31 protein-coding genes are annotated in these 26,703 nt (G+C 70.7%); 19 read left to right on the top strand and 12 right to left on the bottom strand.

What is annotated here, in order from left to right:
• Window positions 1–122 precede the first annotated feature (122 nt).
• Complete coding sequence (locus tag ACGF5U_RS10015) at window positions 123–698, bottom strand: hypothetical protein (protein ID WP_392712065.1); 576 nt, start codon at window positions 696–698, stop codon at window positions 123–125.
• A gap of 232 nt (window positions 699–930) precedes the next feature.
• Between ACGF5U_RS10015 and ACGF5U_RS10010 the strand changes: the two genes are divergently transcribed.
• From ACGF5U_RS10010 to ACGF5U_RS09990, 5 genes are all read left to right on the top strand, one after another.
• On the top strand, window positions 931–1,797 hold the full coding sequence (locus ACGF5U_RS10010; protein ID WP_392712067.1) for a bifunctional methylenetetrahydrofolate dehydrogenase/methenyltetrahydrofolate cyclohydrolase: 867 nt from the start codon (window positions 931–933) through the stop codon (window positions 1,795–1,797).
• Between the two features lie 18 nt (window positions 1,798–1,815).
• Window positions 1,816–2,631 (top strand): DUF3017 domain-containing protein, encoded by an 816-nt coding sequence (locus tag ACGF5U_RS10005; RefSeq protein ID WP_392712069.1) that lies wholly within the window; start codon window positions 1,816–1,818, stop codon window positions 2,629–2,631.
• A 53-nt stretch (window positions 2,632–2,684) separates the two neighbouring features.
• Window positions 2,685–3,905: an NADP-dependent isocitrate dehydrogenase gene (locus ACGF5U_RS10000; RefSeq protein ID WP_392712071.1), complete on the top strand. Its 1,221-nt coding sequence runs from the start codon at window positions 2,685–2,687 to the stop codon at window positions 3,903–3,905.
• 397 nt (window positions 3,906–4,302) lie between these two features.
• Window positions 4,303–5,313, top strand: a complete 1,011-nt coding sequence (locus ACGF5U_RS09995) for a helix-turn-helix domain-containing protein (protein ID WP_392712073.1) — start codon at window positions 4,303–4,305, stop codon at window positions 5,311–5,313.
• Between the two features lie 301 nt (window positions 5,314–5,614).
• On the top strand, window positions 5,615–6,604 hold the full coding sequence (locus ACGF5U_RS09990) for a malate dehydrogenase (RefSeq protein ID WP_392712075.1): 990 nt from the start codon (window positions 5,615–5,617) through the stop codon (window positions 6,602–6,604).
• Window positions 6,605–6,672: 68 nt separating this feature from the next.
• Here the strand turns inward: ACGF5U_RS09990 and ACGF5U_RS09985 are convergent, their stop codons facing one another.
• Window positions 6,673–7,830 (bottom strand): acyltransferase family protein, encoded by a 1,158-nt coding sequence (locus ACGF5U_RS09985; protein ID WP_392712077.1) that lies wholly within the window; start codon window positions 7,828–7,830, stop codon window positions 6,673–6,675.
• A 116-nt stretch (window positions 7,831–7,946) separates the two neighbouring features.
• On the opposite strand from ACGF5U_RS09985, the gene ACGF5U_RS09980 reads away from it, so the two are divergent.
• The 7 genes from ACGF5U_RS09980 to ACGF5U_RS09950 all read left to right on the top strand — a co-directional run bounded on the left by ACGF5U_RS09980 (window position 7,947) and on the right by ACGF5U_RS09950 (window position 16,067).
• Window positions 7,947–8,201 carry a helix-turn-helix transcriptional regulator gene (locus ACGF5U_RS09980; RefSeq protein ID WP_392712079.1) on the top strand — a complete coding sequence of 85 codons (255 nt, stop codon included), beginning with the start codon at window positions 7,947–7,949 and terminating at the stop codon, window positions 8,199–8,201.
• Complete coding sequence (locus tag ACGF5U_RS09975; RefSeq protein ID WP_392712080.1) at window positions 8,198–8,740, top strand: hypothetical protein; 543 nt, start codon at window positions 8,198–8,200, stop codon at window positions 8,738–8,740. The genes ACGF5U_RS09980 and ACGF5U_RS09975 overlap by 4 nt, the downstream gene beginning before the upstream one ends.
• Before the next feature lie 103 nt (window positions 8,741–8,843).
• Window positions 8,844–10,346, top strand: coding sequence for an aldehyde dehydrogenase family protein (locus tag ACGF5U_RS09970; RefSeq protein ID WP_392712082.1), 1,503 nt, complete (start codon window positions 8,844–8,846; stop codon window positions 10,344–10,346).
• Between the two features lie 20 nt (window positions 10,347–10,366).
• Window positions 10,367–11,935 (top strand): GMC family oxidoreductase, encoded by a 1,569-nt coding sequence (locus tag ACGF5U_RS09965; protein ID WP_392712085.1) that lies wholly within the window; start codon window positions 10,367–10,369, stop codon window positions 11,933–11,935.
• Window positions 11,932–13,068, top strand: coding sequence for a glycine betaine/L-proline ABC transporter ATP-binding protein (locus tag ACGF5U_RS09960; RefSeq protein WP_392712087.1), 1,137 nt, complete (start codon window positions 11,932–11,934; stop codon window positions 13,066–13,068). Before ACGF5U_RS09965 ends, ACGF5U_RS09960 begins: the two co-directional genes overlap by 4 nt.
• Window positions 13,065–15,083, top strand: coding sequence for an ABC transporter permease (locus tag ACGF5U_RS09955; protein ID WP_392712089.1), 2,019 nt, complete (start codon window positions 13,065–13,067; stop codon window positions 15,081–15,083). The genes ACGF5U_RS09960 and ACGF5U_RS09955 overlap by 4 nt, the downstream gene beginning before the upstream one ends.
• Window positions 15,084–15,113: 30 nt before the next feature.
• A complete protein-coding gene (locus ACGF5U_RS09950; protein ID WP_392712091.1) occupies window positions 15,114–16,067 on the top strand; it encodes a glycine betaine ABC transporter substrate-binding protein in 954 nt (317 codons plus the stop codon).
• A gap of 70 nt (window positions 16,068–16,137) precedes the next feature.
• Here the strand turns inward: ACGF5U_RS09950 and ACGF5U_RS09945 are convergent, their stop codons facing one another.
• From ACGF5U_RS09945 to ACGF5U_RS09925, 5 genes are all read right to left on the bottom strand, one after another.
• The gene (locus ACGF5U_RS09945; RefSeq protein ID WP_392712092.1) at window positions 16,138–16,710 is read right to left on the bottom strand and encodes a class IV adenylate cyclase; all 573 of its coding nucleotides are present in this window, start codon (window positions 16,708–16,710) and stop codon (window positions 16,138–16,140) included.
• A 5-nt stretch (window positions 16,711–16,715) separates the two neighbouring features.
• Window positions 16,716–18,083 (bottom strand): hypothetical protein, encoded by a 1,368-nt coding sequence (locus tag ACGF5U_RS09940; RefSeq protein ID WP_392712094.1) that lies wholly within the window; start codon window positions 18,081–18,083, stop codon window positions 16,716–16,718.
• Between the two features lie 127 nt (window positions 18,084–18,210).
• The gene (locus ACGF5U_RS09935) at window positions 18,211–19,059 is read right to left on the bottom strand and encodes a helix-turn-helix domain-containing protein (protein WP_392712096.1); all 849 of its coding nucleotides are present in this window, start codon (window positions 19,057–19,059) and stop codon (window positions 18,211–18,213) included.
• Window positions 19,060–19,075: 16 nt separating this feature from the next.
• The gene (locus ACGF5U_RS09930) at window positions 19,076–19,609 is read right to left on the bottom strand and encodes a DUF6879 family protein (protein WP_392712098.1); all 534 of its coding nucleotides are present in this window, start codon (window positions 19,607–19,609) and stop codon (window positions 19,076–19,078) included.
• Entirely contained in the window at window positions 19,578–19,844 is a 267-nt protein-coding gene (locus tag ACGF5U_RS09925; RefSeq protein WP_392712100.1) for a hypothetical protein, read from the bottom strand. Before ACGF5U_RS09925 ends, ACGF5U_RS09930 begins: the two co-directional genes overlap by 32 nt.
• 112 nt (window positions 19,845–19,956) lie before the next feature.
• On the opposite strand from ACGF5U_RS09925, the gene ACGF5U_RS09920 reads away from it, so the two are divergent.
• From ACGF5U_RS09920 to ACGF5U_RS09905, 4 genes are all read left to right on the top strand, one after another.
• A complete protein-coding gene (locus tag ACGF5U_RS09920; RefSeq protein WP_392712101.1) occupies window positions 19,957–20,811 on the top strand; it encodes a helix-turn-helix domain-containing protein in 855 nt (284 codons plus the stop codon).
• Between the two features lie 10 nt (window positions 20,812–20,821).
• On the top strand, window positions 20,822–21,010 hold the full coding sequence (locus tag ACGF5U_RS09915) for a DUF397 domain-containing protein (protein ID WP_392712103.1): 189 nt from the start codon (window positions 20,822–20,824) through the stop codon (window positions 21,008–21,010).
• 409 nt (window positions 21,011–21,419) lie between these two features.
• Complete coding sequence (locus ACGF5U_RS09910; RefSeq protein ID WP_392712106.1) at window positions 21,420–21,824, top strand: ATP-binding protein; 405 nt, start codon at window positions 21,420–21,422, stop codon at window positions 21,822–21,824.
• On the top strand, window positions 21,821–22,276 hold the full coding sequence (locus ACGF5U_RS09905; protein WP_392712108.1) for a hypothetical protein: 456 nt from the start codon (window positions 21,821–21,823) through the stop codon (window positions 22,274–22,276). The genes ACGF5U_RS09910 and ACGF5U_RS09905 overlap by 4 nt, the downstream gene beginning before the upstream one ends.
• A 240-nt stretch (window positions 22,277–22,516) precedes the next feature.
• Here the strand turns inward: ACGF5U_RS09905 and ACGF5U_RS09900 are convergent, their stop codons facing one another.
• The 4 genes from ACGF5U_RS09900 to ACGF5U_RS09885 form a co-directional block, all read right to left on the bottom strand.
• Window positions 22,517–22,966: a hypothetical protein gene (locus ACGF5U_RS09900; RefSeq protein ID WP_392712110.1), complete on the bottom strand. Its 450-nt coding sequence runs from the start codon at window positions 22,964–22,966 to the stop codon at window positions 22,517–22,519.
• Complete coding sequence (locus ACGF5U_RS09895; RefSeq protein WP_392712112.1) at window positions 22,963–23,406, bottom strand: hypothetical protein; 444 nt, start codon at window positions 23,404–23,406, stop codon at window positions 22,963–22,965. Before ACGF5U_RS09895 ends, ACGF5U_RS09900 begins: the two co-directional genes overlap by 4 nt.
• 67 nt (window positions 23,407–23,473) lie before the next feature.
• Window positions 23,474–23,599, bottom strand: a complete 126-nt coding sequence (locus ACGF5U_RS09890; protein ID WP_392712114.1) for a hypothetical protein — start codon at window positions 23,597–23,599, stop codon at window positions 23,474–23,476.
• 91 nt (window positions 23,600–23,690) lie between these two features.
• Window positions 23,691–23,900 (bottom strand): hypothetical protein, encoded by a 210-nt coding sequence (locus tag ACGF5U_RS09885; RefSeq protein ID WP_392712116.1) that lies wholly within the window; start codon window positions 23,898–23,900, stop codon window positions 23,691–23,693.
• A gap of 273 nt (window positions 23,901–24,173) precedes the next feature.
• Between ACGF5U_RS09885 and ACGF5U_RS09880 the strand changes: the two genes are divergently transcribed.
• From ACGF5U_RS09880 to ACGF5U_RS09870, 3 genes are read left to right on the top strand one after another with little or no spacing between them, the layout of a single operon-like run.
• Window positions 24,174–24,425: a hypothetical protein gene (locus ACGF5U_RS09880; protein WP_392712117.1), complete on the top strand. Its 252-nt coding sequence runs from the start codon at window positions 24,174–24,176 to the stop codon at window positions 24,423–24,425.
• Window positions 24,406–24,933, top strand: coding sequence for a DUF6879 family protein (locus ACGF5U_RS09875; RefSeq protein WP_392712119.1), 528 nt, complete (start codon window positions 24,406–24,408; stop codon window positions 24,931–24,933). Before ACGF5U_RS09880 ends, ACGF5U_RS09875 begins: the two co-directional genes overlap by 20 nt.
• Window positions 24,934–24,956: 23 nt before the next feature.
• A complete protein-coding gene (locus ACGF5U_RS09870) occupies window positions 24,957–25,808 on the top strand; it encodes a helix-turn-helix domain-containing protein (RefSeq protein WP_392712121.1) in 852 nt (283 codons plus the stop codon).
• A 7-nt stretch (window positions 25,809–25,815) separates the two neighbouring features.
• On the opposite strand, the gene ACGF5U_RS09865 is transcribed toward ACGF5U_RS09870, so the two are convergent.
• Window positions 25,816–26,484: a hypothetical protein gene (locus ACGF5U_RS09865; RefSeq protein ID WP_392712122.1), complete on the bottom strand. Its 669-nt coding sequence runs from the start codon at window positions 26,482–26,484 to the stop codon at window positions 25,816–25,818.
• Window positions 26,485–26,703 lie beyond the last annotated feature (219 nt).

Below are 26,703 nucleotides of genomic sequence, written 5' to 3'. Positions count from 1 at the left end.
CCCCCCCCGGCGTCGTCTTCCGGCAGGTCGAAGCCGGTCGCGCGGACGCGCAAGGGCCGTGGTGATCGCCGGTCGAGCGAACACCACGGCCCTTGCGCCGGTGGAGCGGAGAAGCGTGTGCGTCAGTGGCGCGGACGGCTGAACCACGCGGCGCCGTCGGACTTGCCGACGAAGACGGCGATCAGAATCGCCAGGACGGTGTGCGCCAGGCCGATGACGACGAACGGGTAGATGCCGAGGATCGCCGTGATGATGCCGAAGACCATCGTGGTGATCCGGATGCCGTTGCCGCCGTTGCCGAACTTGGCGCCGAGCACGATCGCGAACACGCCCCAGCCCAGAATGAGGAGCGTGACGACCCAGACAGCGCCGACCGACATGTCGGCGAGCTGCTGGAACTGGATGTCGTCCTTCAGTGTCGGGTCGTCCTTCGCCGCGCTGATCGCCATGGCGGTGAGCGCGGCCAGGATCGCTCCGATCACCTGGAGGCCGCCGATGACGAACAGCATCACGCGGGCCGCCTTGACGCCGCCCGGCATCTCCTGGGGCGCGGGGGCGTAGCCGCCGCCGTACGGGGAGACCGGCGGGGCCTGGGGGTAGCCGTAGCCGGGCTGTGCGGGCTGCTGCCCCTGCGGGTAGCCGTATCCGGGCTGACCCTGCTGCTGGCCGTAAGGGTTGTTCGGGTCGCCGAAGCTCATGGCGGGATTCCTCCGTGGGTTGTGCGGGGACGACGCGGCCCGCGCGGAGAACTGCACATGTATGAGCCGTTTTGCCCCCCGGCACTGCCCGCGGCACTGCGCGGTTCATCGTGGTAGTAACCTCGATATTTTGTCCAGTCCGAAACGTCAATAGTTGTGCAAGTGCAACGTCGCATCCCGCCGGGCGTACGCGAATTGGAACAGTCCGGGGGTCATCCGCGAGGATGGGCCCATGACCGCCCAGATTCTCGATGGCAAGGCCGCCGCGGCCGCGATCAAAACCGATCTGACCGCCCGTGTGGCGGATCTCAAGGCCGGGGGCATCACTCCAGGGCTTGGGACGCTGCTGGTCGGTGAGGACGTCGGCAGCCAGAAGTACGTCGCCGGCAAGCACCGCGACTGTGCCCAGGTGGGCATCGCCTCCATCCAGCACACGCTGCCCGCGACCGCCACGCAGGAGGACATCGAGGCGGTCGTGCGCGAGCTCAACGACGACCCCGCCTGCACCGGTTACATCGTGCAACTCCCGCTTCCCCGGGGCATCGACACCAACCGGGTGCTGGAGCTGATGGATCCCGCCAAGGACGCGGACGGGCTGCACCCCATGAACCTCGGACGCCTGGTGCTCGGCGAGCCCGCGCCGCTGCCGTGCACGCCCGCCGGCATCGTGGCGCTGCTGCGCCGCCACGGCGTGGAGATCGCCGGTGCCCATGTCGTGGTGGTCGGACGCGGCGTCACCATCGGCCGCCCGATGCCGCTGCTGCTGACCCGCCGGTCGGAGAACGCCACGGTCACGCAGTGCCACACCGGTACGCGCGACCTCGCCGCGCATCTGCGCCGCGCCGACATCGTGGTCGCCGCCGCCGGTGTCCCGCACCTGATCAAGCCCGAGGACATCAAGCCGGGCGCGGCGATCCTGGACGTGGGCGTCAGCCGGGACGAGAACGGGAAGATCGTCGGCGATGTGCACCCCGGCGTGGCCGACGTGGCCGGCTGGGTCGCCCCCAACCCCGGCGGTGTCGGTCCGATGACCAGGGCCCAGCTGCTGGTCAACGTCGTCGAGGCGGCCGAGCGCGCCGCGGCCGCGGCCGCGAGCTGAGCCGGAGAGGGCGACCCCATGGGCGTACGGGCCAACGACGAGCCCCCGGCCGAGCAGGCCCCGGCGGCGACGAACGACGACCCGGCGGGCGCCGCGCCCACCGGGGGTGGCGGCGACGGCGCCGGTGACCGTGCCGACGCCGGTGACCGTGCCGGTGCCGCCGCGTCGGCGGACGGTGCCGCACCGGCTGCCGCGACGGCCGCGTCGGCGGACGGTGCCGCGCCCGTGAACGGCGCGGCACCCGCGAACGGCGCCGCGCCCGCGAACGGCGCCGCGCCCGCGAACGGCGCCGCGCCCGCGAACGGCGCCGCGCCCGCGAACGGCGCCGCGCCCGCGAACGGCGCCGCGCCCGGCGACGCCGCTTCCGCGGACGGTGCCGCGCCCGGTGGCGGTGGGCCTTCGCGGGCTCGGGCACGGGGCGGGATCCGCCGCGGGGGCGCCACGCGGCGGCCGCCGACCATGACCCGGGACACCGCGCGCCCCGAGGGCGGCGGGCGTGCCGCGCCCGGTGACGCGCCCGCGCCCGCGCGGCAGTGGCCGTTGCTGCTCGTGGTGGGGCTGGCCGCGCTGGGGCTGCTGGTGGTCGGGTTCGATCCGTTCTGGCAGGCGTCCCGGATGGGCGCCATCCTGATCGGGGTCGCCCTGCTGACCGGCGCGGCCCTGCGGCGGGTACTGCCGTCCGTCGGCATGCTGGCCGTGCGGTCCCGGTTCACCGACATGATCACGTACGGGCTGCTCGGGACGCTGATCGTGCTGCTCGCCCTCATGACGCAGCCCAAACCATGGCTGGAGATCCCGTTCCTGGAGGACATCGTTCGCTTCACTGTGCGTTAGCGCCCGTGTGTGCGGGGTGACGCTTCGGTGAAGTGAGAGGGACGGTCCACCCAATGGCCAAGATCAAGGTAGCCAGCCCCGTCGTCGAGCTCGACGGTGACGAGATGACCCGCATCATCTGGCGGTCCATCAGGGAGAAGCTGATCCTGCCCTACCTCGACGTCGAGCTGATCTACTTCGACCTCGGCATCCAGCACCGCGATGCCACCGGCGACCAGGTCACCGCCGACGCCGCGCACGCCGTCAAGGCGTACGGCGCCGGCGTCAAGTGCGCCACCCTCACGCCGGACGAGGCGCGTGTCGAGGAGTTCAACCTCAAGGCGATGTACCGCTCCCCGAACGCCACGATCCGCGACCTCATCGGCGGTGTGCTCTTCCGGGAGCCGATCGTCGTCGGCAACGTCCCGCGCCCGGTGCCCGGCTGGACCGAGCCCGTCGTCGTGGGCCGGCACGCCTTCGGCGACCAGTACCGAGCCACCGACCTCAAGGTCCCGGGCGCGGGCACCCTCACCATGACGTTCACCCCGAAGGACGGCACGGACCCGGTCGAGCTGGAGGTCTGCGACTTCCCTGGACCCGGGGTCGCGCTGGCCATGTACAACCTGGACGACTCCATCCGCGACTTCGCGCGCGCGTCGTTCCGGTACGGCCTGGCCCGCGACTACCCGGTCTACCTGGCCACCAAGAACACGGTCCTGAAGAAGTACGACGGCCGGTTCAAGGACATCTTCCAGGAGGTGTTCGACGCCGAGTTCCGGGCCGAGTTCGAGGCGCGGGGGCTCGACTACGAGCACCGGCTCGTCGACGACATGGCCGCGTCGGCCCTCGTCAGCCGGGGCGGCTACGTCTGGGCGTGCAAGAACTACGACGGGGACGTCCAGTCGGACGTCGTCGCGCAGGGCTTCGGTTCACTCGGTCTGATGACATCGGTGCTGATGTCCCCCGACGGCAGGACGGTCCTGGCGGAGGCCGCCCATGGCACCGTCACCCGCCACTACCGCGAGCACCAGCAGGGCAAGGCGACCTCGACCAACCCGGTCGCCTCGGTCTTCGCCTGGACCCGGGGGCTCGCCCACCGCGCGGAGCTGGACGGCACGCCGGAGGTGGCCCGGTTCGCCCGGACGCTGGAGCAGGTCTGCGTCCGGACGGTCGAAGGCGGCCAGATGACCAAAGACCTGGCCCTTCTGATCGGTTCCGAGCAGCCGTGGTTGACGACCGAACAGTTCCTGGCGGCCGTGGACGAGAACCTCCGTAAGACGCTCGTCACGGTCTGACTCCCGTACACACGGCACCGCACCGCACCGCACGGCACGGCACGGTGCGGCACTGCACGGTGCGGCACTGCACCGCACGGCGCTGCACGGTGCGGCATCGCGTGAAGGTCGGTCGTCCGAGCGTCTCTCGGACGTACGGGCGGCTCTCGGCGCGTACGGGCCGGTGCGAGGCCGGCGGCGGCCATCCCCTCCCCCGAGGTAAGGACGGGCGCCGCCGGCCCGCGTTACGAGAGTCATGCACCCGCCAAGCTCGATCAAGGTATGTCCTGGCCCTGTGGCACGGAGGTGACCATTCCGGCATCGTGTGATCGCGCGGCGACGGAGCGTGCGACCCGCCCGGGGAACTGCCATCCTGGGCTCGCGCGTCCTCATGCATGCCGGGGAACAAGGGGGAGCAATGCCACGCTGGAAGGCGCTGCCGGATGAACTCGACCCACAGGTCAGGGAGTTCGCGGACCAACTGCGACGGCTGGTCGACCGCAGCGGGCTGAGCCTCGCGGGCATCGCGGACCGCACCGGCTACAGCAAGACGTCGTGGGAACGGTGTCTGGACGGGCGGCTGCTCGCGCCCCGGCCGGCGATCCTCGCCCTCGCGGAGGCGACCGGCACCAGCCCGGTGCACCTCCTCACCCTGTGGGAGCTCGCGGAACGCGCCTGGAACCGCTCGGGCGCCGCCGGTACGACCGCCAACCGCTCCACCCCGGACGCCACCGCCCGCGATCCGTACCCGCACCCGCGGCCCCGCCGTGAACCGCCCCTGGACGGGGCGCGCATCGCCGAGGCCCGCGCCGCGCTCACCACCCCCGCCGGCACCCGCGCCGGCACCGCCGTGGGCGCTCCCGGCCGTACCCCGCCCGCGCGCAAGGCGACCATGTTCCTGGCCGGACTCGTCGGCGCCCTGCTGGTCGTGGCGGCCGCCGTGCTCCTCACCGACCTGGGGGAGGACCCCGGCAAGGGCGCCGTCGGCGCGCCGGGCACCGGACGCTCCCCTTCGGCCACGTCCGGCGGCCCCGGCGGTCCCGCGACGTCCCCGGTGCCCACGCCCGCCACCGGCGCCCCGAGCGCGCTGCCCGCCGGTGTGAAGTGCGCCGGAGCCGACTGCGCGGGCCAGGATCCTCAGGCCATGGGGTGCGGCGGCCCGTACGCCAGGACCGTCGTCTCGGCGACCGTCGGTACGGCCGTGGTCGAGGTCCGCCACAGCGAGGTGTGCGGCGCGGCCTGGGCGCGTATCAGCCGGGCGCTGCCCGGCGACACGGTCAGCGTGACGGCGGGCGGTACGACCAGGAGCGGCGTGGTGCGCGCGGACATGGACGCGTACACCCCGATGGTGGCGGTCGCGGACGGTACGAGGGCACGGGCGTGCGCCACGCTGCACACGGGCAAGGCGGGCTGCGCCGGGGCCTCCTGAGCGTGCGGAACCGTACGGCGGTGTGGACGCCGGGATGGACGCCCGGATGGACGCCCCGGATGGACGCCGGGATGGACGCCCGGATCGATGCCCCGGATGGACGCCGGGATGGACGGCTGGGTGTTTCGTGAGCGGTGACACAAGGGGGCGGCGGGTGCGGGCGGCCGGGGTCGGATAGCCTGACCGCTGGATTCTCTTCACGTCGAGAGACCGCCGGACACGATCCGTCGTCCATCGGCGCCGAAGACGTCCAGCACCAGGGGCAGGGACCCCCACCGCCAGCTGTCTTACGGAGATCGCCATGACCCGCACTCCCGTGAATGTCACCGTGACCGGCGCGGCCGGCCAGATCGGTTACGCGCTGCTCTTCCGCATCGCCTCCGGCCATCTGCTCGGCGCGGACGTGCCGGTCAAGCTCCGCCTCCTGGAGATCCCGCAGGGCCTGAAGGCCGCTGAGGGCACGGCGATGGAGCTCGACGACTGCGCGTTCCCGCTGCTGCGCGGCATCGAGATCACCGACGACCCGAACGTCGCGTTCGACGGTGCCAACGTCGCCCTCCTCGTCGGCGCCCGCCCCCGTACCAAGGGCATGGAGCGCGGTGACCTGCTGGAGGCCAACGGCGGCATCTTCAAGCCGCAGGGCAAGGCCATCAACGACCACGCCGCGGACGACATCAAGGTCCTCGTCGTCGGCAACCCGGCCAACACCAACGCGCTCATCGCGCAGGCCGCGGCGCCGGACGTACCGGCCGAGCGCTTCACCGCGATGACCCGCCTCGACCACAACCGCGCGATCTCGCAGCTGGCCGCCAAGACCGGTGCCGCCGTCTCCGACATCAAGCGCCTCACCATCTGGGGCAACCACTCGGCGACGCAGTACCCGGACATCTTCCACGCCACCATCGGCGGCAAGAACGCCGCCGAGGTCGTCGACGACGAGAAGTGGCTGGCCGACACCTTCATCCCGACCGTCGCGAAGCGCGGCGCCGCGATCATCGAGGCCCGTGGCGCCTCGTCCGCCGCCTCCGCCGCGAACGCCGCCATCGACCACGTCCACACGTGGGTGAACGGCACCGCCGAGGGCGACTGGACCTCCATGGGCATCCCGTCGGACGGCTCCTACGGTGTCCCCGAGGGCCTCATCTCCTCCTTCCCGGTGACCTGCAAGGACGGCGTGTACGAGATCGTCCAGGGCCTGGACGTCAACGAGTTCTCCCGCACGCGCATCGACGCGTCGGTCCAGGAGCTCGCGGAGGAGCGCGACGCCGTGCGGGGTCTCGGCCTCCTCTGAGCCGACCGTCCTCACCGGCCCGGCTTGTTCTCACCGGCCCGGCTTGTTCTCACCGGCCCCGGCTGTTCTCACCGCCCCCGGCTGCTCTCCCGCAGCCGGGGGCGTGGTGTTTCCGCGGCCGGGGTGCCGAGGTAGGTGCGGCGCAGGCGCAGGAAGGGCAGCTCGATGGCGTGGTACGTGAGGAACGACAGCGCCACGGTCAGCGGCAGCGCCACCAGCAGCGTCAGTGTGAACGCCGCCCAGACGGGCGGCAGTGACGGCAGGAGGTCCGCGAGCCCGGCGTACCGGCACAGCACCGTCAGCACCATGAAGTGGATGAGGTAGACGGAGAAGCTGACCTCGCCGAGGCGGGCCAGGGCCCGGGAGAGCGCCCCTCCGGCGGTGCGGGCGCCCGCCACGTACGCGGCCACGACCAGCGCCCACACCGCGCCCTCCACCGTGCTCCACAGCAGCTTGAGCGGGCTGTCGGAGACGAAGCCGTGCACCTGGTTGAAGGACCAGAGCACCGTCACGGCCAGCGCCAGGGCCGTCGGTGTGAGCCACCGGGCGCGCAGCAGGTCGCGGTGGTGGAGGTAGCACCAGGCGGCGAGCATGCCGAGCAGGAACTGGTCGATGCGCCCGGCGAGGCCCAGGTAGAGGGCCTCCGTGTGGGGCGCGGGTGCCGGGCCGCTGAACCACACCAGGGCGCGCAGCAGCGCGACGGCGGCGAGGAGCCGCAGCAGGGCCGCGGGCCCGCGGTCGCCGAGGAGCCGGTGGAGCAGCGGGAAGAGCAGGTAGAACTGGAGCTCGACGCCGAGGGTCCAGAAGACTCCGCCGTACGGCCGGCTCGGCGTCGTGAAGGTCAGGATCCGCACGAGGTCCTCGTAGCCGGGCAGCGTGACGTGGGTGGCGAGGCCCAGGACGGCGATCACCAGGTAGAGCGGATAGACGCGCAGCAGCCGGTTGGTGATGAACCGTCCGTACCGGATCGGCCTGCCGTACGCGCCGACGGTGAAGATGAAGCCCGACAGGACCATGAAGAGGGCGACCGCCGTGTGTCCTTCGAAGACCAGGGTGGCGGCGGGGTTGGGGGAGTACAGCCAGTCCGCGACCGGGGTGAAGGCGTGGCCCTCGATGCGCGCGCCGAGCAGTTGGCACCCGTGGTAGACGACGACCAGGACGGCGGCCACGGCCCGCAGGTGGTCGACGGGGGCCAGGTAGACGCGGTCGCGGTCGCTGCTGCGCATGGTCGGAACCCTAGGTCGGCGGCTTCGCGCCACCCGTCCGACCGGGCGATGCGGGCGCAGCACATCATCCATACGGATCATTGCGTAAGTACGATCGAATGTAGTACTTCTTATGCATGAGCGAGCGGGTGCACAACAGGCTGGCGGTGGTCCGGGCCGAGCGGAAGGTGTCACGGCAGGCACTGGCCGAGGCCGTCGGCGTCCACTACCAGACCATCGGCTACATCGAACGGGGGCAGTACAACCCCAGCCTCGACCTGGCGTTGAAGCTGGCCGCCCACTTCGGTCTCCCGGTGGAGGCGCTGTTCTCCCTGGAGCCGTTCCAGCCGCTCACGAACGAGATCTACGGGGACCACGGGAGGAAACCATGACCACGCCCACGCCCACGACCGGGGCCGGGACCGCGACGCGCTACGACCGGCGCATGTACGCGATCATGAACCGGGGTGAGGCCGCGTCGCTCCACGCCACGGCCGGACGCAGGCGCGCCTGGGTGGTCGCCCACACCGTGCTGACGGCGGCCTTCGTCGCCGCCTGGCTCGGCACCGTGCTGGGCGCGGAGCCCGGCGGCCCGGTCTGGACCGCCGTCGCCCTGCTCGCGGTGCTCGTCCCGTGGTGCGTGGCCATGGGCGTGATCAACGGCGCCACGCGCGGGCTGTTCGAGCTGCGCGGCCGGATGCTGGACGAGCGCCAGCTCGCCGAGCGGGACCGGTCGCTGGCCCTCGCCCACCGGATCACCTCCGGCACCCTCCTCGCCGCCGCCGCGGCGGCCGGTCTGGCGAACTGGCTCGGCGGCGTCCGGTTCCCCGACCTCCTCTTCCCGGTCCTGCTCACCGCGCTGGTCGTGCACCGGATGATGCCCCGCTGGATCGCCTGCCTTCGCGTACAGGACGAACCCGGCGAGGAGTGAGCCGCACCACTTTCGCGCATGCTTTCCACCGCCCAGGGCAGGGGCCCCGGTCGCCGGTCACCACCGGTCATGACCACACCGGGAACGGAAGGCAACACGCGCAGTGTCGGAACAACAGACCATCCATGTGGCCGGAGAGTGGCGCGCAGCCGCCTCCGGAGCCACACGCGACATCCTCGACCCCGCCGACGCCACGACCCTCGCGGTCGTCGCCGAAGGCGGAGCCGAGGACACCGACGCCGCTGTCGCCGCCGCACGCACGGCGTTCGACGGCGGCCGGGGGGAGTGGCCGCGCACGCCCGTCGCCGAGCGGGCGGCGCTGCTGCGCCGGGTCGCGGACCTGCTGCAGCGCGATCGTGAGACGATCGGGCTGCTGGAGAGCCGCGACGCGGGAAAGACCCTCGAAGAAGGGCGCGTCGACGTCGACTGCGTGAGCGACGCCTTCCGCTACTTCGCCGACCTCGTCATGAACGAGAGCGGCGGCCGGGTCGTCGACGCCGGATCACCCGACGTCCACAGCGTCGTCGTCCATGAGCCCGTCGGCGTCTGCGCCCTGATCACGCCCTGGAACTACCCGCTCCTCCAGGCCAGTTGGAAGATCGCCCCGGCGCTCGCCGCGGGCAACACCTTCGTCGTCAAGCCGAGCGAGATCACCCCGCTCACCACCGTCGCGCTGATCGAGCTGCTGGCGGAGGCCGGTCTGCCGACCGGTGTCGCCAACCTCGTCACCGGCGCCGGGGACCCCGTCGGCGCCCGGCTGTCCGCACACCCCGACGTCGACCTGGTGTCGTTCACCGGCGGCCTCGTCAGCGGTACGAAGGTGATGCGCGCCGCCGCCGACAGCGTCAAGAAGGTCGCCCTCGAACTGGGCGGCAAGAACCCCAACGTCGTCTTCGCCGACGCCTGCGCCACCGACGAGGGCTTCGACACCGCCGTCGACCAGGCGCTCAACGCCGCGTTCATCCACAGCGGCCAGGTCTGCTCGGCCGGCTCGCGGCTCATTGTGGAGGCGTCGCTGCGCGACCGGTTCGTCGCCGAACTCGCCCGCCGCGCCGAGAGGATCCGCATCGGCCGGGGCACCGACCAGGGCGTCGAGTGCGGCCCCCTCGTGTCGGCCGCGCAGCTGGCCCGTACCGAGGAGTACGTCGCCTCCGCCCTCGCCGAGGGCGCCGTGCTGCGCGCGGGCGGCGAACGCCCCCGCGAAGCCGGCCTCGCCGACGGGTACTTCTACCGCCCGACCGTCCTCGACCGCTGCCACCGCGGCATGCGCGTGGTCCGCGAGGAGGTCTTCGGCCCGGTCCTCACCGTCGAGACGTTCCGTACGGAGGACGAGGCCGTCGCCCTCGCCAACGACACCGAGTACGGCCTCGCCGGGGCCGTCTGGTCCGCCGACGCGGGCCGCGCGCGGCGCGTCGCGGGACGGCTGCGCCACGGCACCGTCTGGATCAACGACTTCCACCCCTACCTGCCGCAGGCGGAGTGGGGCGGCTTCGGCAAGAGCGGTATCGGCCGCGAGCTGGGTCCCGCCGGACTCGCCGAGTACCGCGAGAGCAAGCACGTGTACCAGAACCTCGCCCCGCGCCCCGTGCGCTGGTTCGCGGGCTGACCGGGGGAGAAAGCAGCACCATGAGCACCACCAGCGACCACACCCGTATGACCACCACCGGCGACGACAGCGGCACGTACGACTACGTCGTCGTCGGCGGCGGCACCGCCGGATCCGTCATCGCGAACCGGCTGTCCGCCGACCCCGGCGTCACCGTCGCCGTGATCGAGGGCGGCCCGTCCGACGTCGACCGCCCCGACGTCCTGACCCTGCGCCGCTGGATGGGCCTCCTCGGCGGCGAACTCGACTACGACTACCCCACCACCGAACAGCCGCGCGGCAACTCCCACATCCGGCACAGCCGCGCCCGCGTGCTCGGCGGCTGCTCCTCGCACAACACGCTCATCGCGTTCAAGCCGCTGCCGTCCGACTGGGACGAGTGGGCCGACGCCGGGGCCGACGGCTGGGACGCCGCCGCCATGGACCCCTACTTCGGCAAGCTCCTCAACAACATCGTCCCCGTGGACGAGAAGGACCGGAACGCCATCGCCCGCGACTTCGTGGCCGCCGCGCGGTCCGCGCTCGGCGTCCCGGGTGTCGAGGGCTTCAACCGGGAGCCGTTCCACGAGGGCGTCGGCTTCTTCGACCTCGCCTACCACCCGGAGGACAACAAGCGCTCCTCCGCCTCGGTCGCGTACCTCCACCCGGTCATGGACGAGCGCCCCAACCTCCACCTGATGCTGGAGACCTGGGCGTACAAGCTGGAGCTGGACGGTACGACGGCGACCGGCGTCCACGTCCGTGCCAAGGACGGCACCGAACAGCTCGTCACCGCCCGCCGCGAAGTCCTCGTCTGCGCGGGTGCCGTGGACACGCCCCGGCTGCTGCTGCACTCCGGCATCGGCCCCAGGAAGGACCTCGAAGAGCTCGGCATTCCCGTCGTCCACGACCTGCCGGGCGTCGGCGAGAACCTCCTCGACCACCCGGAGTCGGTCATCGTCTGGGAGACGAACGGGCCCATCCCCGAGAACTCCGCCATGGACAGCGACGCGGGCCTCTTCGTGCGCCGTGACCCCGAGTCCAAGGGCCCGGACCTGATGTTCCACTTCTACCAGATACCCTTCACCGACAACCCCGAGCGCCTCGGCTACCAGCGCCCCGCGTACGGCGTGTCGATGACGCCGAACATACCCAAGCCGCGCAGCCGCGGCCGCCTCTACCTGACCAGCGCCGACCCGTCGGTCAAGCCCGCGCTGGACTTCCGCTACTTCACCGACGAGGACGACTACGACGCCCGGACGCTGGTCGACGGCATCCGGATCGCCCGCGAGATCGCCCGCTCCGAGCCCCTGGCCGGCTGGCTCAAGCGTGAGGTGTGCCCGGGGCCCGAGGTCACCGGCGACGAGGAACTCAGCGAGTACGCCCGCAAGGTCGCCCACACCGTCTACCACCCGGCGGGCACCTGCCGGATGGGCGCCTCCGACGACGAACAGGCCGTCGTCGCCCCCGACCTGACCGTACGGGGCCTCGACGGGATCCGGATCGCCGACGCGTCCGTGTTCCCGACCATGACGGCCGTCAACCCGATGATCGCCGTCCTGATGGTCGGCGAGAAGTGCGCCGACCTGCTGGGAGCACGAACCCGATGAACACCAACCCCGCCAGTACCCCCACCACGCCCGACCACACCTCCACCGCCGCCACGATCCCCGCCACCGGGTCCGCACAGGAGACCGGCACCCCGCCCGTCTTCTCCGTCGACGGGCTGTGGAAGGTCTTCGGCCCGCGCGCGGACAAGGTCCCCGGCTCCGCCCTCGCCGAGCTGCCCCCCGCCGAGCTCCGCGAGCGCACCGGCTGCACCGCCGCCGTCCGCGACGTCTCCTTCGACGTGCGCAAGGGCGAGGTCTTCGTCGTCATGGGCCTGTCCGGCTCCGGCAAGTCCACCCTCGTCCGCTGCCTCACCCGGCTCATCGAGCCGACCGCGGGGGCCGTCCGGATCGACGGCGAGGACGTGCTCTCCATGGACCGCGCCCGGCTGCGCGAGCTGCGCCGCCACCGCGCCGCCATGGTCTTCCAGCACTTCGGGCTGCTCCCGCACCGCTCGGTGCTCGACAACGTCGCCTACGGCCTGGAGATCCAGGGCATGGGGCGTGCCGAGCGGCGGGCGAAGGCCGCCGAACTCGTCGCCAAGGTCGGCCTTGAGGGCCTGGAGGACCGCAGGCCCGGCCAGCTCTCCGGCGGCCAGCAGCAGCGCGTCGGCCTCGCCAGGGCGCTCGCCGTGGACCCCGAAGTGCTGCTGTTCGACGAACCGTTCAGCGCCCTCGACCCGCTGATCCGCCGCGACATGCAGGACGAGGTCGTGCGGCTGCACCGCGAGGAGGGCCGCACGATGGTGTTCATCACCCACGACCTGAACGAGGCGCTCCGCCTCGGCGACCGGATCGCGCTGATGCGGGACGGCCGGATCGTGCAGCTCGGCACGGCCGAGGAGATCGTCGGCGCCCCCGCCGACGACTACGTACGGGACTTCGTCCGTGATGTGCCGCGCGAGCAGGTCATGACGGTACGGACGGCGATGCGCCCGCCGCACGACGCCGAAGGCGACGGCCACTCCGGCCCCGCCCTCGCGCCCGACGCGACCGTCTTCGAGGCCATCGAGGCCGCCGCCCGCACCGGCGGCCCCGTCCGGGTCGTCGAGAACGGCCGCTGCGTCGGCGTCGTCGACCACGGGAGCCTGCTCTCGGTCGTCGCCGGTGTCCCCCTCGGGAAGGCGGCGGCATGACCGCGGCCGTCACCCCCTCCCCCGTACCCCCCGCCCCCGTACGCGAGCCCGCCGCGCGACCGGAGACGGAACCCGTCCATCCCGTACGGCGGCTGCTGCAGCACCGCGTCGGCCGCAGGCTCCTGCCGCTCGCCGTCGCCGCGGTGGTGCTCGTCCCGCTGGGCGCCGCCCTGTGGGGCACCGGAAGCTGGCCCGCCGCGCTGACCGTCGACGTCTCGGCTCCACTGGACGACGCCAACCAGTGGGTCATCGACAACCGCGACTCGCACCCCCTGTTCCTCTACTTCCTCCTCCACCTCTCCAACACCGCCACGGACGCGGTGGACGGCGTCTACCGCTTCCTGGACGCCATGGGCTGGCTGGGCGTCCTCACCGCCGGGGTGCTGTTCGCCTGGCGGGCGGCGGGGCTCGGCCGCCGCGGCGCCAGGGTCGCCGCGATCGCCCTCGGCGCCTTCGCCGTGTGCGGGCTGCTCGGCATGTGGGACGCCACCCTGCTCACCATCGCGCTGATGGTGGTCGCCGTGGCCGTCGCCGCCCTGCTCGGCGCTCTGATCGGTCTCGCCGCCGGACTCTCCGACCGGGTGGACCGCGCGCTGCGGCCGGTGCTCGACACCATGCAGGTGCTGCCCGCCTTCGCGTACCTCCTCCCGTTCGTGCTGGTCTTCGGCACGGGCACGCCCGCAGCGCTGTTCTGCACGGTGATCTACGCGGCCCCGCCCATGGCCCGGCTCACGGCGCTCGGCCTGCGCGGGGCCGACCGCTCCGTCCTGGAGGCGTCCGTCTCGCTCGGCGCGAGCGGCTGGCAGCGGCTGCGGACCGCACGGCTGCCGCTGGCCCGCCGGCAGATGCTCCTCGGCCTCAACCAGACGATCATGATGGCCCTGTCGATGGTCGTCATCGCGGCGCTCGTCGGGGCCGGCGGCCTCGGCGAGGAGGTCTACTCGGCGCTCTCCACGGTCGACGTCGGCAAGGCGCTCACCGCCGGTATCCCCATCGTGCTGATCGCCGTCTGGCTGGACCGTACGACCGCCGCGGCCGGCGACCGGATCGGCGCCGGCACGTCCGGCGGCGGGCTCCTGCACGGCCGGTCCGCGTGGGCCCTGGTCACGGCCGGAGTCATGGCCGCCGTCGTGGCCGGACTCGCCCTCGGCAAGACGTGGCCGGCCGACTGGACCGTCGACTTCTCCACCTCCGTGAACAGGGCCCAGGACTGGGTCACCGCGCACCTGTCCTCCGGTGTCCCCGTACTCGGCGGCACAGACGTCTGGTCGGAGAACTTCACCCTCTGGGTCCTCAACCCGCTCCGTGACGGCCTGCAGTGGCTGCCCTGGTGGGCGCTGCTGCTCCTCGTCGCGGCGCTCGCCTGGCTCGTCGGCAGCTGGATCACCGCGCTGACGGCCACGTCCGCGATGGCCGCGATCGGCGTCCTCGGCGTCTGGAGCAAGTCCCTCGACACCCTGTCCCAGGTGCTCGCCGCGCTCGTCGTCACCCTCTTCCTCGGGGTGCTCGCCGGTGTCCTGTGCGCCCGCGCGGGGCGGCTCGAACGCTGGCTGCGGCCGGTCCTCGACGCCATGCAGACGATGCCGCAGTTCGTCTACCTCATCCCGGTGGTCGCCCTGTTCGGCGTCACCCGCGCCTCGGCGATCATCGCGGCCGTCGTGTACGCGCTGCCCGCCGTCGTCCGCATCACCACCCAGGGCATGCGCGAGGTCGACCCGGCCGCGCTGGAGGCATCCCGCTCCCTCGGCTCCTCCGCCTGGCAGCAACTCCGCCAGGTCCAGCTGCCGCTCGCCCGCCCGGCGCTCCAGCTCGCCGTCAACCAGGGCGTCGTACTGGTCCTCGCGGTGGTCGTGGTCGGCGGACTCGTCGGCGGCGGAGCCCTCGGCTACGACGTCGTCAAGGGCCTCTCCCGGGGCGAGATGGGCCTCGGCATGACCGCCGGCGTGGCGATCGTCTGCCTGGGACTCGTCCTCGACCGGATCACCCAGCCGACGTCCCGCAAGCCCCGGCACTGACCCCTCCCCCTCACGTACAGGAGCACCACCATGCGTACCAGCATTCGTACCGCCACGGCCGTCGCCGGCGCCCTCGGCGTCCTCACCCTCAGCGCGTGCGGCGCCGCCGACACCGGCAAGAGCCAGGCCGCCGGCAGCGGGGGCACCGTGACGCTGACCGTCCCGTCCTGGGTCGGCGCCCAGGCCAACACGGCCGTCGCCGCCCACATCCTGAAGAACGAACTGGGCTACAAGGTGAAGACCCAGCAGATGGGCGAGGTCCTCGCCTGGGACGCCCTCTCCAAGGGCGACATCGACGCGATACTCGAGGACTGGGGCCATCCCAAGGAGGAGAAGCAGTACGTCGAGACCAAGAAGACCGTCGTCAGAGGCGGCGACCTCGGCGTCACCGGGCACATCGGCTGGTTCGTCCCGAAGTACTTCGCGGACGCGCACCCGGACGTCACGGACTGGAAGAACCTCAACAAGTACGCCAAGGACTTCCGGACCGCCGAGAGCGGCGACAAGGGCGAACTCCTGGAGGGTTCCCCGGACTACGTCACCCACGACGACGCGATCATCAAGAACCTGAAGCTCGACCTGAAGACCACCTACGCGGGCTCCGAGGCCGCGCAGATCACCGCGATCCAGAAGTACGCCAAGGCGAAGACGCCCTTCCTGACGTACTGGTGGACCCCGCAGTGGCTGAACGCCCAGGTCGAGATGGTCGAGGTCAAGCTGCCCGAGTACAAGGAAGGCTGCGACGCCGACCCGAAGGCGGTCGCCTGCGCCTACCCGAACACCCCGCTGCAGAAGTTCCTGAACGCGGACTTCGCCAAGGACGGCGGCAAGGCGGCCGAGTTCCTGAAGAACTTCAACTGGTCCACCGAGCAGCAGAACGAGGTGGCCCAGATGATCGCCGGCGACAAGATGTCCCCGGAGGCCGCGGCCGAGAAGTGGGTCAAGGCCAACGAGTCCACATGGAAGGCCTGGCTCCCCAAGTGACCCGGTAACCCCCGACGCCCCTCGGCCCCCACCCGGAAGTCCCCGGGCGGGGGCCGACACCTGTGGAGTGTCAGGCGTGGAGCCGGGCGAGCACGAGGTCGCGGTACGGCAGCAGCACCGGGGGACAGTGGTGGAGCCCGAGCTCCTCCTCCACCCGTGTGAGGACCTCGGCGGCGCCCGCTGGACCGCTGGTGTTGACCTCGGTCTCCACGAAGACGCCCACGTCCTCGACGGTGTCGAGGGTGACGGTCACTTCGTCCAGGACCGGGTGAGTGTAGGCACTGCGGTGCTTGGTGACGCGCGCGAGAAAGACCATGCCGATCGCCTCCAGCAGGCGGCGGGCCTCCTCTCCCTGCCCGGCACCGTCGAGCCGAACGTTCGTCTCTCGCTTCGACACGATCCCATCCGTAGCCGCCTCGGTAGTCGCCGGCTTGTAGGTGATCTCACAGAAGTCGTCCCGCTCCCGGACGCGCAGGCATTCGACCGTCCTGAGGTAGTCGACGTCGGGGCGGCCGTAGTAGTCGTCAGTCTCGGTGTAGCTGCCTGACCGCCGGTAGCCGAGCGCTGAGAGCCGACCGGGGAGTAGTCCGGCGCAGTCTTCCGCGTCCCTCTTGCGCTCGGTCTCCACAGGGGCATTGGTCACGCGTGTCACGTCCTTTGCATGATCGCTGAGTGCATTCGCGCCAGGCTCTTCTTGCTGCACCGAGTCCGTACGGTGGTCATGGCCTCCATGATCGCGTCAACGTCGGATGCCGGAACATTGCTGAAGAGCACGAGCTGTTTCGAGTCGGTCAGCGGGTTCGCCAACCGATGCCGCAGATAGCGGTTGTAGTAGTTCCTCGTCGCGGTCGTGACGTCGTGGGCGAGTCGCGGAATCATCACCGTGCCGCCGGCCTCGGCCGACGAGATGACGAACTCCGTCAGCAGTTCCTCCACTGTGAGGTAGGCATACGTCTCACGGCCCTCCCGGGTGCTCCAGTCTTTCCAGACCGACGCGCACTGGGAGTCCCCGGCCTCGGCAGCGGTCAGGAAGCCCACCAGAGCGGCGTCGGTGCATTCGTCGAAGATGTCACCGTCGACCACGTAGTGATCCGCGTACGGTTCGCTGACGGCGGTGAGCATCGCGGACTGCTGACGGGAGAGCCGGTTAGCTTCGGTCAGGCTGTAGTGGACACGCTTGTGCCCGGAACCCGCGTCGATCCAGTCGGCAGCCAGGAGCCCGTCCAGCTCCGGCCGGAATCCGAGGACACCGGACCTCCACGCGTAGTCGCGGAAGGTGATGTAGCGGCGTTGCAACTCCCGGAACAGTCCCACGGGGGCCGTGATGACGGCGCACGTCTTGGGGTTCACCTCGCTCAACGCGATGGTTCGGCCGTCCTGTCGGATCACCGGGTCGTCGCTGGAGCGGTGGTAGGGGTGGGTACCCTCGCTCAGGTACAGGGGGGTGAATACGCGGATGAACTGTAACCAGGACCGGGCCGCGTAGGTCTGCGTCACCCGTTCGTGGAGGGATGCGCCGTGGACCGCGTACACGTCGCGGTACACGAAGAACCCACCTGGTTTGATGACGCCGGGCAGGGTCTGCATCACACTGTGAAGTCCGCTGTACCCACCACCGTATGAGTACACCTCGTGCAGCAGCGCGGAGGCACTGATCACGTCGACCGGCTCGCCGAGCAGATCGCCGATGTCCTGCGCGAGCCCCCGCTTCAGGGTGCAGACCCCTACCTTGTTGAACTCCTCGATCGCCGATGTCAGAGACCGCGATGTGATGCCCGGTGCCTCGATCAGCGTCACCGTCACATCTCCGCGGTCCACTGGGTCCGCCGCGAGGCGCGAGGCCAGAAACCGTACCGCCGCGCCCCCTCCAGGCCCGACCTCCACCACGTGCGGGCTTTCACTCCGCGTCCGTCGCAGTGCCCGGTAGACGAATTCCCCCTTCTCCTTGCCGTGGCTGTTGGCAGCCACGTCCAGGTAGCCGGTCGCGGACTTGGCCGCTGCGGCGAAAACGCCCATGGGCGTGCTCCTCTCGAATCTCTCGAGGGTGCTGTGAACGGAAGACCGGATGCGCACACCGGTGGTCCCCTCGACGGTAGGAAGCGCCACGGGAGGTCTCAACGAAGTTGCGCGTTATTGCGGAGATTCACCCGAGGGAGCCGATGGCGGCATCGATGAGGGACCGCGCACGATCGCCGTAGACGGCCATGTCGGACAGCGTGGTGAACGCCCGGCGATAGTCGGCGATTTCGCCGGGCTGCACCACGTTGATCTCGGCGGTCAAGGTCTCGACGAGGCCGCGCTCGCCGTCGTAGACGTAGAACGCCTCCAGCGGCCAGATGGTGCGCTCCACACCGAAGGGGATGACCCCGAGCGAGACGGAAGGCAAAGGCATGACCGTGAGCAGATGCCGAAGCTGTGCGGCCATCGCATCCACGGTGCCGATGCGGTGCCGTAGCACGCACTCCTCCATGACGATGGCGAAGCGGTGCTCGCCTTCGTAGAGGAAGCGGGAGCGAGCGATACGAGCGGATACGGCCTCAGTGACGTCGTCCGGAGTTCCCTGAAAGCCCGTGATGGACTTCAACAGGGCTGTGGCGTACGCGGGAGTCTGCAGAAAGCCGGGAACGACGTTGGAGACGTACGCATGGCACATGCCGGTCTGCTCGTGCAGTGCGTAGAAGTCGAGTTGTACCTTGCGCATACCGTTCTTGTGCAGCCTGCGCCACTCCAGATACATGGAGTAGACCGCACGGGAGGTAGCGATCAGATCCTCGGCTTGGTCCTCGGCGCCGCATGCCACGCACCACGCGCGAATGTCCGCGTCGGTGGGGGTGACTTCACCCTTCTGAATACGTGTCGTCTTCGCCGGGTGCCAGCCGCACCTGGCGGAGAGTTCCCTGCCTGTGAGGCCGGCATCCTGGCGGAGGTGGGACAGGCGGACAGCCAGGGCTTTACGTGCCGCCCGAACGCTGGACGAGGGGGAGGGGGGCATGGGATCCGGCGGCGGTTCAGACGGTGAACTTCTCGTGGTCTACGGCCCGTCCCCAGACGGCCTCGAAGGCCCGTGAGCAAAGACTCACGACTGACGGTTCCTCGGTCAGTTGCTTGGCAGGAGCGGCCCAGTCTCCTGCACCCGTGAAGATGTTGAACTGCACCACCCGGTCGTCGAACAGCCAGAAGTCGTTTCCCGGCAACGCGATGTCCGACGCCTGACGGCGAGGCAGCCATCGGACCAGTTCGCCCGCACCGATGTTCAGTGGGGTGGCGGCGTGTTCCCAGCGGATGTAGTCCGTCACCGGCTCGGAGACGATCCGGGCGCGGCGCATCACAACGCCCCTGCCTACAGCCTTGCGCACCATACCCAGCCACTCGGGCCACCAACGGGCGGTAGGGTCGAGATCGATCGAGCCCGTGCGCTTGAACTGCTCGAACTCCTCGATCTCGTCCCCCACGCCGTAGCTGTCCCGCATCTCCAAATGCACGGCGCTGTACCGCGTGGAAGACAGCAACTCAGCGAAGCTCGGCACGCCGCTCTGCGACATCGCATGCCTCCCTCAGAATCGGCACCATGCGAGCGGGGATGCGGATGATCGTCTCATGTGCGGGGATGCCCGCCGCGTGTCCAGCGACCCATGCCTTCTCGCTCAGCCGGGCCTTCAGTAACGCGTCGGCCTCCTCGCCCTGGAGGACCAGGTCGGCCGTCTCGTTGTCCACCCATACCGTTGGCGAGCCCTCGCCACCGGTGTTGGGGTCGATCCCGATGAACGCGAGCTCCATGAATCCTCCCCGAGCCATGTGGATTGCATGTGCCTGCTTCCCTCGGGACGGAGGTCCGTAACCTGGATCACCGCTAAGGTCGTGGAGGCAGGGAGTCGAGCGGAGGGGCGGCATGGCAGCCAGGAAGCCGCCGACCGAGCGGCAACGGCGGCTCGGCGTGGAACTGCGCAGGATGCGCGAGCGGGCCGGGCTCCCGTTGGCCGAAGCGGCCGCGCTTCACGGCGTGGACAAGACGACGATCAGCAACACCGAGTCGGCCCGTTTCGGCGTCAGCCCCGACCGGGTCCGCGTCTGGGCTTCCAACTACGCCTGCTCCGACGCCCCGTACGTGGACGCTCTCGCCGCCATGGCCCGGGAACGTCCGGGCGGCAACTGGTGGGACGAGTGCCGCGACGCGGTCGCTCCCGCGATGCTGGACCTGGCGGAACTGGAGCACCACGCCACCGCGTTGCGGCACGTTCAGATCACGCATCTGCCGGGGCTTCTGCAGCACCCCGACTACGCCCGCGCGTCGTTCCTGGAGGCTTTGCCTCCGTTGAAGGACGAGGAGATCGAGCAGCGGATCGCCTTCCGCGTGAGACGTCAGGGGATCCTTGACCGGCCGGAGGCGCCCGAGTGCTCCTTCCTCGTGCACGAGGCCGCTCTCCGTATGCACTTCGGTGGCCGGGCCGTCATCCGGACGCAGCTGGCCCACATGCTGAAGCAGGCCGACCGGGAGCAGGTGACGATCCGCGTCATCCCGTTCGAAGCCGGCGGTTTCACGAGCGTGGCGGGCTCCACGCTCTACGCCTGTGGGCCGGTGGCCATGCTCGACACGGTGCAGATCGACGTCTCCAACGGGATGACGTTCCTGTACGCGGAGACCGACCTGGTCAACTACCGCGTGCTTCTGGCCCGTATGCAGGATCGCTCCCTCGACCCGGATCGCTCGCGGGACTTCATCCGGGAAGTACTGCAGGAACTGTGAGGGAGTGGACGTGGACATTCAGTGGCGTAAGTCGTCGTTCTCCGACGCGGCGGGGAACTGCATCGAACTCGCTGCGCGGGACGGGCACATCCTCGTCCGCGAGAGCGATGAACCCGACGTGATAGTGACGACGAGTCCGCAGAAGCTGCGGGCGTTCCTTGCCGGAGCCAAGGCGGGGGAGTTCGACGACCTGGTGTGAGCCGACCGCCGTGGGCATATGCCATTCAACGTTTATAGCTCATCAATGTTGATGAGCTATTGGCCGGACCGGTAGCGTCATTGCTACGTGCTGTGACGGCCTTGTCGCGGCGCGCAGACAAGCGTGCCCCGGCGGTGTCACCAGCACCCCGGGGCATGGCCAACGTTATGTGGAGCGTCAGCATGGCCCACCGTATCTGGCATGCCGTCCAACGGACAGCCGCCTTCACTCTTCTCGCCTTGTTCTGCCGAGCCGTGACCACCGTCGGGCGCGAGCCCCGGGGCCGTCACCGTCGCGGCGGATATTGCCCTCTCCCGCCGCGCCGGGTCGTCCTCGGCGACCTCGTGCTCGACTCCCCGAGCCCGCTCGTCCGCCCGTACCTCACCGCCTACGAGCGGGCGGTGGGCTGATGAACCGGCTCACCGTGGTGCGGCGGTGGCACCGGGGCCCCCGGTGTGTGGGGCACGCGCGGGCGCTGCTCGCCGACGTACTGGACGACTGGGATCTGAACGCCATCGCGGAATCGGCTGTACTCGTCCTGTCCGAACTCGTGACCAACGCCGTCCGGCACGCCCCTGTGCGGGGCCGGGACATCGAGACACGGTTTCTGCGCCTGGCGACGCACGGCGTACGTATCGAGGTGCACGACGCCTCCGGCGTACGGCCGGAACGGGTGCCGCCCCGCGCGGACCTGTCCGGGGGCCGGGGGCTCGTGATCGTCGACGCCCTGGCGGACCGGTGGGGCGTCTCCGACCGCCGTGGCCCCGGCAAGGTCGTCTGGGCGGAACTGCACGCCGAGGCGGTGACCGTATGAACCGCTCCCTCGCCCGGGTGGCGCCACCCGGGCCGGAGTTCCTCGTCGGCGTCGGTGTCGCGTCCTGGGTCGACAGACGTACCGGTAGCCTGCCCTGCCTGCTCGTCACGGGCCGGACCCGGGACAGCGCGCTCGGCCTGCGCGGCATGGCGCTCGGCCTCTGGCTCGCGCCCGTTGTCGCCCGCCGCGTCCCGGTCGGGCGCGGGCGCCTGCTCAGGCGGGGTGACGTCATCGCCCTCGACTACGGCCACGACTCCTGCCTCCTCCACGTGCCCACCCCCGGACCCGTGTGGCTGTCCCGCGCGGCCGCGCTGGGGGCCGTACGCGTCACCGTCGGTCTCGACCCGCTGAGACTCGGGGCGGACCGGGAGGAGGTCGGTACGTACATGGGCCACCTCATGGACACCGGACGCGCGTTCACGGGCATCTGCGTCGCGACCGGGAGCGCGTAACCCCTTTCTCCCGCCCGCCCCCACCGGCGTGCGGACGCCTTCCCGGCGGAACGGGGACGCGCAGGGTCGACCCGCAGGGTTGGCGGCTACGGCACGTCCGGCATGACCGGGACCCGAGGCCGCCGACCCGAGGACGCGAGCCCGGAGCGGCACCGACCCCACGACCACCCGAGGCGGTGTCCCACGGCGGTCGGCGCGGCGGCACCGCCCCGGGGCGGCCCGTCGGCGGCTGTCGCCCGGTCAGCCCCGAGCGGGCAGGGCCTGGCCGGCGTCACGGCCGCCGACCGGGTCGAAGGCGGGGTCGATGACTTCGACCCTGTCGCCGCATCCCGTGCCGAGCCGGTGGGTGACGCACAGTTGGATCACCACGCTCTTGCCGTACCGGGGGTGCAGGAAATTGCGTCCCGCCACCCAGCCCGCAGCGGTGGCCGTGTCCGTGCAGGTCACTTCGTTGGTGTCCTTCGACGGGCTCGCGCCGCCGTACAGCTCGCGCGAGTAGTGCCGCAGGAAGGCGTGGAACTGGCCTGCGGCCTGGCAGTCCACGTGGATCCGTGCGCTGACGACGTACGAGTCCTTCTCGAAGCGGACTTCCCCCTTGCTTGCCCTGGCCTCGTAGGCGCCGAACCACCCGGCGACGCGGAGGTCGCGGAACGGCCGCACCGCGTCGGCGTGGGCGGGCGTGGAGCTCACGCAGGTGAGACCGGCCGCCGCGAGGCCAAGAGCGCGGGGTCATCGAACCGGAGGCGTCCGACATGGAGCCGCTCGTGCCCGTACATGGACTGGCCCAGTTCGACGGTCCTCTCCACCTGGAGCGTCCATGCCGCCGAGGGAATGTCGACGGTGCCGGGCCCGGGGGTGCCGCGTCCGCTCCAGCCGGTGCAGATGAGCCAGCAGGCGGCGGCGAAGTCCGGGCGGCCCACGGGATTCCCGTACAGCCGCTGGGGCTCGTGGCGAGCGGCGACGTCCATGAGCGAGACCTCGGCGACCCCGGGTTCGGGGATGTGCCCGATGACGGCCGTGTCGCCGTAATGACCCGTACCGGCGTACGCGAGCAGGCAGTAGCGGTCGGGCCAGGTGTGCAGCAGGGACACCACGGTGACCCTGCTGGTGCCGGTCACGATGGAGGGCACGTGTACTCCTCGGAAGGCGGGCGCCCCTGTCCGGAACCTGTTCCGGACAGGGCCGCCGTCGGTCGGTCTAGGGGATGCAGTTGTCGCCGCAGCCGGACGACGGGTTGGAGCCGCCTCCGTCACCGTCCTCGATGTCGGTGTTGTCGGGGTCGCCCTGGACACGAGCCCAGCGCTGTGGGTGGATACGGGTCATGTGCCGGTCCCTTCCTCGGAGGGGTGGTGCACGGCCCTGCCCCGGTCGCGGTCCGCCAGGGAATGAGCGGCCGGGGCGGGGAGAACGGCGGTCAGGTACGGGCCTTCCGGTGGCAGGCGTGCGCACAGGGCACGGTCAGTACCGGCCGATCCCCGACGCGCCTCGGCCGGCCGGGCAGCCATACGTCGATGGGCCCGGGGCACAGGGCGCACTCGTCCAGGCAGCACTCCGGCGACAGGTCGGGGAACCGCTCGGCGTGCCGCGCCAGTTCACCGCGCCGCGTCATGTCCCCGGTGGTCACCCCGGCGTCACCCGCAGCCGACAGCGGCGGCGCTTCGTCTCGTCCGGGCGCACTTGGTACACCTTGATCGTCATCACGGAATGTCCCCTGTTGGGTGCGTTCGGTAGTGGCGACTCGACGTTACGGAGCCTGCATGCCGACGCTCCAGCGTTGTGCAGAAGTGTGCATAAGGCGGCTCAGCCTCAGCTGGTGGCTGCATCTCGCCCTTGACGGGGCGGGCGCTTGTCGAGATTCTCTTGCACGGAACTGCACAGCCCGACCAATGGAGCTGACGTGTCGTTACAGTTCATCGGGATCGACCCCAACACCGGGCAGCATGAAAGCCCGACTGTCTGGGTCGACAAGGAGAATCGGGAGCTGGTCTTCCAGGGATGGAAGCCGGGGCCCGCCCTCATGGCGGAGTGCGCCGCCACAGAGATTCCCGGGCACGCCCAGGGCATCCCGGAGAACGAATCAGTGGTCCGGATTCCGGCCAGGATGGTGCAGATGATCAGGGAGGCATGTGATGTCGTCGAGCGTTCCTGACTTCGACAAGCTGATCGCGCGCTGTAAGCACTCTGCCGTGCACCTGGAGATGCGCGACTCGTACGGCGTGGACTACGAGAAGGGACCGTTCGCCGCCTGGAAGGCGGGATTCCGCCACGATCCGGCCGACCGGGCGTCCTGGTGGCGGCCGTGGCACGACTTGATCTCCGAGACGGTTTCCCGTGGCGTTGTCGTGCGGCGCGCCCGTATCGTCTCCGAGCCCGTGAGCGAGTACATCCAGTTCGAGCACTCGGGTACCTTCACCAACGTCGCGGCCGGAGAACTGGTGCGGTGGCTGCCTCGACGTCAGGCATCCGACATCGCCCTTCCTGGGAACGACTTCTGGCTGTTCGACGGAGCCTGGATCTGGTGGAACCACTTCACCGGCGAGGGCGCTTCAGCAGGTCCGGAGATCAGTGACGACCCGGCTGCCGCGAAGCTCTGCGCCGAGGCGTTCGAAGCCGTGTGGGAGCGTGCCATCCCGCACGACCAGTACGAGATCCGCTAGCAGGGGCCTGACACACTCCTTGCATGCCCGCTTCTCCCTCATCGTCCGCGCAAGCCGCCCGCGAAGCCGTCGCGCGGCGGCTGCGTGACCTCCGCAAGACCGCTGGGCTGACCGTCGCCGAACTGGCCGATCGGTGCGGCTGGCACCACGCCAAGACCTCCCGCATCGAGAACGCCCGCACCGCACCCTCCGCGAAGGACATCGGCCTCTGGTGCGAGGCGTGCGGTGTCGGTGACCAGGTGCCCGACCTGATAGCCCAGTCCCTCAACGCCGAGTCGATGTACAGCGAGTGGCGCCATCAGATGCGCAGCGGACTGAAGCGGCTCCAGGAGAGCCAGACACAGTTCTTCCGCGACACACGGTTGTTCCGCGTCTACTCCGCGACTCTCGTGCCGGGGCTACTCCAGACGGAAGGCTATGCGGCGGCACTGTTGAGCACCATCGCCGACTTTCAGGAGATCCCCGACGACGGCCCCGAGGCCGCTGCCGCCCGCGTCGAGCGATCGAAGATCATTCACGAGCCCGGGCACCGGTGCGTCCTGCTGGTCGAAGAGGCCGCGCTGTACTACCGGCTGGGCGACGCGGACGCGATGGCCGCGCAGCTGGGTCATCTACTGACCGCAGGCGCCCTGCCGTCCGTATCCTTCGGGATCATTCCCATGAAGACCCGAGGACGCAGGCACTGGCCTGTGGAGACTTTTCACGTGTACGACGACAGTCTCGTCTCGGTGGAGCTGCTGTCCGCGAGGGTGCGCATCACCCAGCCCAGTGAGATCGCCCTCTACCTCAAGGCGTTCGAGAACCTCCGCAGCATGGCCGTGTACGGCGCCGAGGCCCGTGCGCTGATCGTCAGGGCGATCGAGGCCCTCGACTGAGACGCCCTCAGCCGGCCTCCGCGCGGCGGCGGCGCCGCGCGGTCAGGAGCGTCGCCGTGACCGAGGCCGCCAGCGCGGCGAGCAGCAGCCAGGCCAGGGCGCCCACCCAGCCTGCCACGAGGTCGTACGTACCGCCGTCCGGGTACACGCAGGTCGTCTGCGGGGGGAACACGGCGCGGCGGACCTCGTCGGCCCGCCGGTAGACGCCCGTGGTGAACGCCGAGCAGATGGAGAGCGGTTCGCGGCCAGGCGGGCCCGTGACCAGCACCACCGCCGCGTAGTGCGCGGCGAGGGCGGCGGCGCAGACGAAGGAGAGGGTGCGCAGGCGCGTGGCCGACACCGCGCGTGCCGGGCCCGCCAGGTGCCACGTGAACTCCAGCGCGAACGCGACGACGGCGCAGATCGCCACGCCCGCCACGCAGGCCCACACCGCCCAGCCCAGGCCGTCGGCGGCGGAGATCGTAGTGCCGTCCTCGTACACGCAGCTTAGGTTCGGTGGGAAGCCGCTCCGCTCGATACGGAACGGCCCGCCCGGTCCCACCAGCCCGTGGCCGCAGCGTTCGTCAAGCTCCGAGACGCCCGTCCACAGCCAGGCCAGGAGCCAGGTGAGGACGGTGCCGCACAGGAACAGGGCGAGGGCGGTCCACCAGCGGTCCGCGACGCGCCGCACGCTCATCGGACGCGTTCCACTGGCGGGGTGGCGGCTCCTCGTCGGAGAGGCGTACGCGGATCGGCGCTCACGAGCGGTTCCCCTCCACTCGGGGCTGTTGGGTGCGACGACTGTGGATATCACACCCGGGCGACGCCGCCACCCCCGCGGAGGGCGTCGCCAGGGCGGGAAGTCGCCCCCGAGAAGGCGCGGCGCTCGCCGCCGCCCATGCCCCGGCAGGACCCG

This window comes from Streptomyces sp. NPDC047886, assembly GCF_043204435.1.
GTDB lineage: Bacteria > Actinomycetota > Actinomycetes > Streptomycetales > Streptomycetaceae > Streptomyces.
Note: the sequence above shows the minus strand (reverse complement) of the source record. Positions and strands in the feature narration are given on the sequence as shown.

Coding starts and splice junctions, on each gene's coding strand:
- ACGF5U_RS10015 (WP_392712065.1), bottom strand. CDS start 698: ATGAGCTTCGGCGACCCGAACAACCCTTACGGCCAGCAGCAGGGTCAG.
- ACGF5U_RS10010 (WP_392712067.1), top strand. CDS start 931: ATGACCGCCCAGATTCTCGATGGCAAGGCCGCCGCGGCCGCGATCAAA.
- ACGF5U_RS10005 (WP_392712069.1), top strand. CDS start 1,816: ATGGGCGTACGGGCCAACGACGAGCCCCCGGCCGAGCAGGCCCCGGCG.
- ACGF5U_RS10000 (WP_392712071.1), top strand. CDS start 2,685: ATGGCCAAGATCAAGGTAGCCAGCCCCGTCGTCGAGCTCGACGGTGAC.
- ACGF5U_RS09995 (WP_392712073.1), top strand. CDS start 4,303: ATGCCACGCTGGAAGGCGCTGCCGGATGAACTCGACCCACAGGTCAGG.
- ACGF5U_RS09990 (WP_392712075.1), top strand. CDS start 5,615: ATGACCCGCACTCCCGTGAATGTCACCGTGACCGGCGCGGCCGGCCAG.
- ACGF5U_RS09985 (WP_392712077.1), bottom strand. CDS start 7,830: ATGCGCAGCAGCGACCGCGACCGCGTCTACCTGGCCCCCGTCGACCAC.
- ACGF5U_RS09980 (WP_392712079.1), top strand. CDS start 7,947: ATGAGCGAGCGGGTGCACAACAGGCTGGCGGTGGTCCGGGCCGAGCGG.
- ACGF5U_RS09975 (WP_392712080.1), top strand. CDS start 8,198: ATGACCACGCCCACGCCCACGACCGGGGCCGGGACCGCGACGCGCTAC.
- ACGF5U_RS09965 (WP_392712085.1), top strand. CDS start 10,367: ATGAGCACCACCAGCGACCACACCCGTATGACCACCACCGGCGACGAC.
- ACGF5U_RS09960 (WP_392712087.1), top strand. CDS start 11,932: ATGAACACCAACCCCGCCAGTACCCCCACCACGCCCGACCACACCTCC.
- ACGF5U_RS09955 (WP_392712089.1), top strand. CDS start 13,065: ATGACCGCGGCCGTCACCCCCTCCCCCGTACCCCCCGCCCCCGTACGC.
- ACGF5U_RS09950 (WP_392712091.1), top strand. CDS start 15,114: ATGCGTACCAGCATTCGTACCGCCACGGCCGTCGCCGGCGCCCTCGGC.
- ACGF5U_RS09940 (WP_392712094.1), bottom strand. CDS start 18,083: ATGGGCGTTTTCGCCGCAGCGGCCAAGTCCGCGACCGGCTACCTGGAC.
- ACGF5U_RS09935 (WP_392712096.1), bottom strand. CDS start 19,059: ATGCCCCCCTCCCCCTCGTCCAGCGTTCGGGCGGCACGTAAAGCCCTG.
- ACGF5U_RS09930 (WP_392712098.1), bottom strand. CDS start 19,609: ATGTCGCAGAGCGGCGTGCCGAGCTTCGCTGAGTTGCTGTCTTCCACG.
- ACGF5U_RS09925 (WP_392712100.1), bottom strand. CDS start 19,844: ATGGAGCTCGCGTTCATCGGGATCGACCCCAACACCGGTGGCGAGGGC.
- ACGF5U_RS09920 (WP_392712101.1), top strand. CDS start 19,957: ATGGCAGCCAGGAAGCCGCCGACCGAGCGGCAACGGCGGCTCGGCGTG.
- ACGF5U_RS09910 (WP_392712106.1), top strand. CDS start 21,420: ATGAACCGGCTCACCGTGGTGCGGCGGTGGCACCGGGGCCCCCGGTGT.
- ACGF5U_RS09905 (WP_392712108.1), top strand. CDS start 21,821: ATGAACCGCTCCCTCGCCCGGGTGGCGCCACCCGGGCCGGAGTTCCTC.
- ACGF5U_RS09890 (WP_392712114.1), bottom strand. CDS start 23,599: ATGACCCGTATCCACCCACAGCGCTGGGCTCGTGTCCAGGGCGACCCC.
- ACGF5U_RS09875 (WP_392712119.1), top strand. CDS start 24,406: ATGTCGTCGAGCGTTCCTGACTTCGACAAGCTGATCGCGCGCTGTAAG.
- ACGF5U_RS09870 (WP_392712121.1), top strand. CDS start 24,957: ATGCCCGCTTCTCCCTCATCGTCCGCGCAAGCCGCCCGCGAAGCCGTC.
- ACGF5U_RS09865 (WP_392712122.1), bottom strand. CDS start 26,484: ATGAGCGTGCGGCGCGTCGCGGACCGCTGGTGGACCGCCCTCGCCCTG.